This window comes from Arcicella aquatica, assembly GCF_034928825.1.
GTDB classification, from domain to species: Bacteria; Bacteroidota; Bacteroidia; order Cytophagales; family Spirosomataceae; genus Arcicella; species Arcicella aquatica.
In genome coordinates this window covers 1-7335 of sequence record NZ_JAYFUL010000087.1, presented here as the reverse complement: position 1 = coordinate 7335, position 7335 = coordinate 1, and the positions used below count along the sequence as shown (strand labels likewise).

Here is a 7335-nt window from a genome sequence, read left to right as displayed (position 1 = left end):
TATGAATAAAATTGTATTTTTCAAATAAATCACCTCAATAAACATGAAAAATCCACCCAAAACATGAGTGGATTCTATTATAAATCAATATCGAAAAATAATTTTCAAGGGAAGCCAAAATAAAAAGGCTCAAGTTACTTGAGCCTTTTTATTAAATCTTTAACTATTTAGCATTATTCTGCTGCATTGTTTTTTATCTCTTGAACCTCTGTACGGATTTCTTGAGCTAAAGTTTTCAATTGTTGCATACCACCTCTTACACGAGTACCAGCAGCTTGATTGCCTTTGTCATAAAACTTCTCGAAATCTCCTTCTAAGGACAAAATTAAGTCCTTCACTTCTGCAAATCTGTTCATAATAGAAACTGGATTTAAGTTGATAATTGGTTGAAAAAGCCTTTAATAGCGTTGAGACGCATTTTTTGTGTCCGAAATATAGCTATTTTATTACATCTTACAAATCCAAGCACCAAAATTTAAGCGAAATAAGTCAAAAACCTATATAAATTATGCTAATTCTGCTTGCTGAGCTAAGAATTCCTCAGCAATTCTGCGGTAAGTACCGTCTTGCAGACGTTGTTGTACCTTTTCAAAGCAATCTAGCGTATAAGCTACATCTTCTAAAGTATGCGAAGCTGTAGGAATAATTCTTAACATAATCTGTCCTTTCGGTACTACTGGGTAAGTTACGATAGAACAGAACACACCCATATTTTCACGCATATCACGTACAAGCGCTGTTACGTGTGATAATTCGTAGTCTCCATGTAAGAAAATCGGCGTTACTGGAGATGTAGTCTCACCCACATCAAATCCTTTTGCTTTAAATCCTGTTTGGATAGCTCTTACATTTTCCCACAATTTCTCACGGAATTCTGGATGTTTTTTAATCAATTCTAAGCGTTTCATTCCACCTACTACAAATGGCATTGGTAATGCTTTTGCATAGATTTGTGAACGCATATTATATTTCAAGAACATTACAATTTCTTTACTTGCCGCAACAAAAGCACCAATTGCTGCCATTGACTTAGCAAAAGTAGAGAAGTATAAATCGATACCGTCTATACAATTCAATGCTTCATGTACACCTCTACCGTTTGGACCCATCGTTCCAAAACCATGAGCATCATCTACTAAAATTCTGAAATTGAAATCTTCTTTCATTTTCACAATTTCATCTAATGAACCTACTTTACCCGACATCCCGAAAACACCTTCAGTAATTACTAAAATACCTCCGCCTGTTTCAGCAACCTTTTTAGTAGCTCTTTCTAAGTTTTTACGCAAAGAATCCATGTCGTTGTGATTAAACTTATAATAATCACCCATTTTAGCTTTGTGCAAACGAATACCATCAATCAAACATGCGTGTGCTTCAGCATCATAAACAATAACATCGTTACGGTCGCAAATACACTCAATTACGGACATTACTCCTTGGTAACCAAAGTTCAATAAAAAGGCATCTTCTTTTCCAACAAATTCAGCCAACTGAGCTTCAAACTCCTCATGTAAATCTGAATTACCTGACATCATCCTAGCGCCCATTGGATAAGCCAAACCGTAATCTTGCGTTCCCTTGTTATCAGCTTCACGAACTTCAGGATGATTAGCTAAACCTAAGTAATTGTTCAATGACCAGTTTAACATTTCTTTTCCCATGAAGGTCATTCTTGGCCCTAACTCTCCTGTCAACTTAGGGAAAGTAAAGTAGTGATGAGAATAATGAGCATGGGCACCGATAGGTCCCAGACCTTTGCTGACTTTATCGAAAATATCCACTTTTTTTATGTTTTAATGATTAATAACTAATATGAATTTCACAAAAGCAACGGAGCATTCTATGAATTCAATCATAAAATATTTTGCTGTCTAAATATTGTTATATATTTCAAGAGAAAAACATTTTATAATCTTTAAATAATCACAAAGTTAAGGTATTATTTTCTTTCTGCAAAAATGTCTCAATATTAAGTGCTATTTCATTTGAATTAGACAATTCCCTAATAATTTCTAGTAATATTTCAAGAACTTATATTTTTTTATCTAAAATATGAATTCTTATTATTATATTGATTATGCCTAACGTTTATAGTAGTCAAATATTTGTAAAATTTTTAGAGTGTATCTTCTTAAAAAAATACAATAATGATATGAAAAACGATCAAAACCTCTATTCCATCAACAATGAAGTTGATATTATAGACTTCTTGGTAGATAATAATGCTATGATTAAGGACTTTACTAGAAGTCATCTTTCTTGGTTTTTTGTTGACGAAAACTTTCATATCATTCTTTACTTGGCTGAAGGCGAAAAGCCTAAATTTGAACGGTATATCGTAGAGCGTTTTGCAGAAAACATGAACGACATGATTAATTTATGGAATCATTTCGATAAAAGAATTCATGATTGCCAAGAAACTAGGACATTGAAATTAGCTAAAAACAAGGTTCACGACCTTATTGCTATGTCTGAAACCTTTAAAGCGTTGTTTAATAGAGCAGATTTTGAAGAAGAATAAAACTTTTGAGTGATGAGTCTTGAGTTTTGAGTTTTGAGTCTTGAGTTGGGAATTCTGATTCATTGGTTAATCATATACCCCATAAAACAAAAGAGCTTCGGAATTAACTTCCGAAGCTCTTTTTGTTTAAACTATTTAGGACTATGGATTGAAAATATTTGAAACATTTCTATAACCATCCGCTGTGTTTGAATACCAGTCTATACTTGAATTACCACCTGACGATGCCCAGTTAGCAAATTTCAAATATGTATCAGTGATTTTAACTCCTTCTTTTGGATATTTGAAGTTAGCTGTTGATACTTCGATACCCCAAGGTAATTTTTTCGATGTCGCATAATAAGCACTTCCAGTAGAAGCGTCATCTTTCGTTCCGAACAATCCTTTATTTACTAATTTTGTAGGATTTTTACCGAATAAGTGTGTTTCGTAACCTCTACCAAAACCAGATGTATTATTGAATATAAATGGATTGTATGAACCAAGCCCGAATGCTCCGATAGAAGGTCCGTTTGTTACATCAAATGAGAACGAGTAAGTTTTATAAGCTACTACTGCTTCATTTGGACGTGTATTCCATGCTGATTGTTCGTTTCTAGCGTTGTTGAATAAGATTACAACCACGCTGTCTTGACCTGCTTCTAAACCTGCACCGATAGTAGAAGTACCTGTGAAATTTTTAGCATTTCCAGTTGGAATGTTAAACTGAATACCTGCACCGTTGTTGAATGAACCACCAGTTGCTTGAAGTGTATAATCTGCTTTAACTTGAACCACTTGGTTAGAAGAACTTGTAACGATTGTATAAGTAAAGGCAAGGATTACGTCGTTCAAGTCATAATCTCCTACAGATGGCCATTGGTCTTCAAAAGCTACTGTTGAAGGAACATTGTAATTGTTGAAGGCTTTAGCAGGATCATTTGGATAAGCATCTTCCGAATCAATTACACCGTCTTTATCTGAGTCATTACTTGATACTGGTGCTGTTCCGTTTCCTTCGTTACAAGATGTTTTTGCGATATAAATACCACCATCTTTAGTTTTCTGAGCAAATTTATCTAAGAAATCAGCTTTAAGAATATCGCTTGGTTCTGAGAATTGAACAGTACCTGTAAGTTTCTGACCACCTCCGTTGTTGATGTTACCACCAGCAGCAGTTAATACTTTGAATAATGAATAGTTATCACCTGTACCCGTAATTTTACCATCGTAAGTTGATAAAGAGTTAGTTACCAACAAAGCACCATTGTATAAGTTAACAACACCTGAGCCATTGATACGTGTCCAGCTTCCTACAGAGATATAACTATCATTATTTACAGTTTTGTCGATACCTAATGTATTTTTAATAATTAAATGACATTTGTTATTAAGAATACCTGAGCTATTTACTTGCATATCAGCAACAGTCATATAGCTATTGTTAGTCATCGTAGTAGAATTGTTGATGATAAAGTTTCCAGCAGCAGTCATTGTACCATTGTTAGTTACAGTCTGTCCAGAAGAATTTAATCTAACTTCGCCAGCGAATGAAATTTCAGCATTGTTAGTCATTGCGCCATCTAATGGAGAAGCACCTTTAACAATGATTTGTCCTTCGTTAATGATGTTTGAACCTGTACGAGATTGTAATTCTGAATTAGCATTCACAACTCCATAGTTATAGAAAGTACCTCCAACAATAAGGTTACCAGAAGAAGTCAAAGTACCAAAGTTTTTCACTGTTACATCTTTTGAATCCCAGTTTACATTACTGAAATTAGCTGAACCCTTTGAAGTAATAATTACTGTATATTTAGCACCTGAGTTAAAATTCAAATTATTAAGCGTAATGTTAGTACCACAAATACGAAGCGTACCGCCATTTAATGTATTTGGGTTGAAGTTTACAGTATAATTGCTACCTGTCAAACAAATTGTTTGTGAACCAGTTTTTGAATCAAGGTCGATAGTTGTTGAGCTGCTTACTGACATATCACATCCTGTACTACAATCAGGACTTGTTTCTGTAGTAGCGTATAATTCAGTGTTTGCACTCAATCTTCCAGAAGGAGTTGCTCCTAAAGCTACTGCAAGACTACTAGCAGCGGTTAATGCTACTTTCTGAGTATATTTAGTACCATCTGGAGCTGTTTTAACGAAGTAAACTTCTTTAACACCAGCCGGAATTGAAATTTTAGTTTTGAATGAAGAAGCTAATGAAGCAGTTCCTTTTGATAGCGCCTTAGCTACGCCTGTTGAAGGATCAGCAGTGTAAACAGCAACTACATGAAGTGAATTCTTGAAACGAATGTCACTTACTGAAACATTAAAACTTACGTCCCTTGCAGTTGACCAATCGAAACCTGCAGGTACTACTAAATTATTGATATCATTGGCAACTTTATCGTCAACGACAAGCTCAGATACGCATGATGAAGCAATAATGCCTAAGCCGAATACAATTGATAGAATTTTAGTTTTCATTTTATTTATTTTACGTTCTATAAATAGAACATTGAGTTAACGATAGTTTTAGAAACTTATCTTTTAATCTATGGTAATTTTTGAGTATTTCTTTATTTTATTATATTCTTGGTAAAATTTATTATTATACATTTTAACAATTCTGCCTGAAATATTAATTACAAAATTAATTCTAATTATTTAAAGACAAAAGACGTATATTATCCTAATATTAAGTCATTGACTATCAATTAATTACAATAAAACATTATGTTTTTCATCAAACAGCTTTATTGAAGCTCATTAATTATCTTCACTTATATCAATAAAGGAACGTTCATCAAAAAGACAGCTTTTTTTAAGTGTTCCTAAAAAAATACAAGAAAATATTTTTTGTATTTTTCACTAAAAATAAATTTTAGTGAAAACCCTCTTACTAAAGCTTATTTAAACAGCAATTACCATGCCAATAGCTCATTTTTTCTAAAAAACATCCGATTTTTTTCTTAAAAATCTATTTAATCTTTGATTCGATAGCATATTTAATAAATCAGGTAACAGATGATTTGTTCTCGATAAATACTTCGTAGTTGAATTTCAAACCTTGCTAAAAAAGTTTCCCATTGTATATATAACACTTACCAGAAAAAATTAAAAAAATCCAATAAGTTTATCGCTAAAGTTTATCTTTGTTTGATAGAGATACTAAAGCACTATAAAACCTGAGCCTAGTGTATGCCAAGCATAAAAAAAATATTGATAGCCAATCGTGGAGAAATAGCCTTACGCATTATGCGGACTGCTCGTGAACTTAATATTCAAACAGTAGCTATTTTTTCTGAGGCAGATAGAAATTCACCCCACGTTCGTTTTGCTGACGAAGCTGTGTGCATTGGTCCACCGCCTTCACATGAATCTTATTTATTAGGTGATAAAATCATTGAAATTTGCAAAGACTTAGGGGTAGATGCCATTCATCCAGGCTATGGGTTTCTTTCTGAAAATGCCTCCTTTTGCAAAAAAGTAATTGATGCTGGATTAATCTTTATTGGACCTTCGCCTGAGAGTATCGAGTTGATGGGTGATAAACTAACCTCAAAACATACAGTCGCTAAATACAACATCCCGATGGTTCCGGGTACGCCTGATGCCGTTACAGACAGAGCTACTGCCAAAGAGAAATCATTAGAAATTGGCTATCCTGTGTTGATTAAAGCCTCCGCAGGTGGTGGTGGCAAAGGAATGCGGGTAGTAGAAAAGGAAGAAGATTTTGATGACCAAATGGATAGGGCGGTTTCAGAAGCCATTACATCATTCGGAAATGGTGCAGTTTTTATTGAAAAATATATTACCGCCCCAAAACATATTGAAATTCAAGTATTGGGCGACCAGCACGGAAATGTGGTTCATTTGTTTGAACGAGAATGTTCTATTCAGCGTCGTCATCAAAAAGTTGTTGAAGAAGCTCCATCTTCTGTGTTAACACCTGAAATCCGTGAGGCTATGGGGCGTTGTGCGGTCGATGTGGCTAAAGCTTGTAATTATTATGGTGCTGGTACGGTAGAATTTATTGTTGACGAGAAGCTTGATTTTTATTTCTTAGAGATGAATACTCGCCTACAAGTAGAACATCCCGTTACTGAATTAATTACAGGGATTGATTTAGTAAAGGAAATGATTCGTATTGCGGAGGGGGAATGCATTTCGTTCAAACAAGAAGATTTACAAATACACGGTCATGCGATAGAAATCAGGGTATGTGCGGAAGACCCCAAAAATAATTTTCTGCCAGACATCGGAACATTAAATACTTATGTCAGACCCGAAGGGAATGGAGTGAGAGTAGACGATGGCTTTGAGCAAGGAATGACCATCCCGATTTTCTATGACCCAATGATTGCGAAACTGATTACTTATGGTAAAAACCGTGAAGAAGCTATTGCTAAAATGATTCGAGCAATTGATGAGTTTAAAATCTCTGGTATTGAAACGACTTTACCCTTCTGCAAATTTGTGATGAAACACGAAGCATTCTTGTCTGGTAATTTCGATACGAGGTTTATCAATTTATATTTTTCACCAGCACTGTTGGACGGATTACCGAATCCTGAAGAAGAAAAATTAGCAGCGGCGTTGGCTAATTATTTAATTACAACTAAAAAAGTTTCAGTGCAAGCACAAACCAATAGCCAAACTGTTCTAAAAACAAGCAATTGGCAAGCAAATCGTTTGAGCTATCGTTAATGATGGCTTCCCTTGAAAATTATTTTTCGATATTGATTTATAATAGAATCCACTCATGTTTTGGGTGGATTTTTCATGTTTATTGAGGTGATTTATTTGAAAAATACAATTTTATTCATATT

5 protein-coding genes are annotated in these 7335 nt (G+C 34.3%); 2 read left to right on the top strand and 3 right to left on the bottom strand.

Annotated elements, in window-relative coordinates; genetic code table 11:
• Window positions 1-173 precede the first annotated feature (173 nt).
• Both VB264_RS24770 and VB264_RS24765 read right to left on the bottom strand, forming a co-directional pair.
• A complete protein-coding gene (locus tag VB264_RS24770; protein ID WP_323254072.1) occupies window positions 174-356 on the bottom strand; it encodes a histone H1 in 183 nt (60 codons plus the stop codon).
• A 150-nt stretch (window positions 357-506) separates the two neighbouring features.
• Window positions 507-1784 carry an aminotransferase class I/II-fold pyridoxal phosphate-dependent enzyme gene (locus VB264_RS24765; protein ID WP_323254071.1) on the bottom strand — a complete coding sequence of 426 codons (1278 nt, stop codon included), beginning with the start codon at window positions 1782-1784 and terminating at the stop codon, window positions 507-509.
• A 371-nt stretch (window positions 1785-2155) separates the two neighbouring features.
• On the opposite strand from VB264_RS24765, the gene VB264_RS24760 reads away from it, so the two are divergent.
• Window positions 2156-2524: a hypothetical protein gene (locus VB264_RS24760; RefSeq protein WP_309920180.1), complete on the top strand. Its 369-nt coding sequence runs from the start codon at window positions 2156-2158 to the stop codon at window positions 2522-2524.
• Between the two features lie 141 nt (window positions 2525-2665).
• Here the strand turns inward: VB264_RS24760 and VB264_RS24755 are convergent, their stop codons facing one another.
• The gene (locus tag VB264_RS24755; protein WP_323254070.1) at window positions 2666-4990 is read right to left on the bottom strand and encodes an LruC domain-containing protein; all 2325 of its coding nucleotides are present in this window, start codon (window positions 4988-4990) and stop codon (window positions 2666-2668) included.
• A 714-nt stretch (window positions 4991-5704) separates the two neighbouring features.
• Here VB264_RS24755 and VB264_RS24750 point away from each other — a divergent pair.
• Window positions 5705-7213: an acetyl-CoA carboxylase biotin carboxylase subunit gene (locus VB264_RS24750; protein WP_323254068.1), complete on the top strand. Its 1509-nt coding sequence runs from the start codon at window positions 5705-5707 to the stop codon at window positions 7211-7213.
• The last annotated feature ends 122 nt before the right edge of the window (window positions 7214-7335 follow it).

Bases quoted from the DNA above. Each gene is read 5' to 3' on its own strand.
- VB264_RS24770 (WP_323254072.1), bottom strand. From the start codon at position 356: ATGAACAGATTTGCAGAAGTGAAGGACTTAATTTTGTCCTTAGAAGGA.
- VB264_RS24750 (WP_323254068.1), top strand. From the start codon at position 5,705: ATGCCAAGCATAAAAAAAATATTGATAGCCAATCGTGGAGAAATAGCC.
- VB264_RS24755 (WP_323254070.1), bottom strand. From the start codon at position 4,990: ATGAAAACTAAAATTCTATCAATTGTATTCGGCTTAGGCATTATTGCT.
- VB264_RS24760 (WP_309920180.1), top strand. From the start codon at position 2,156: ATGAAAAACGATCAAAACCTCTATTCCATCAACAATGAAGTTGATATT.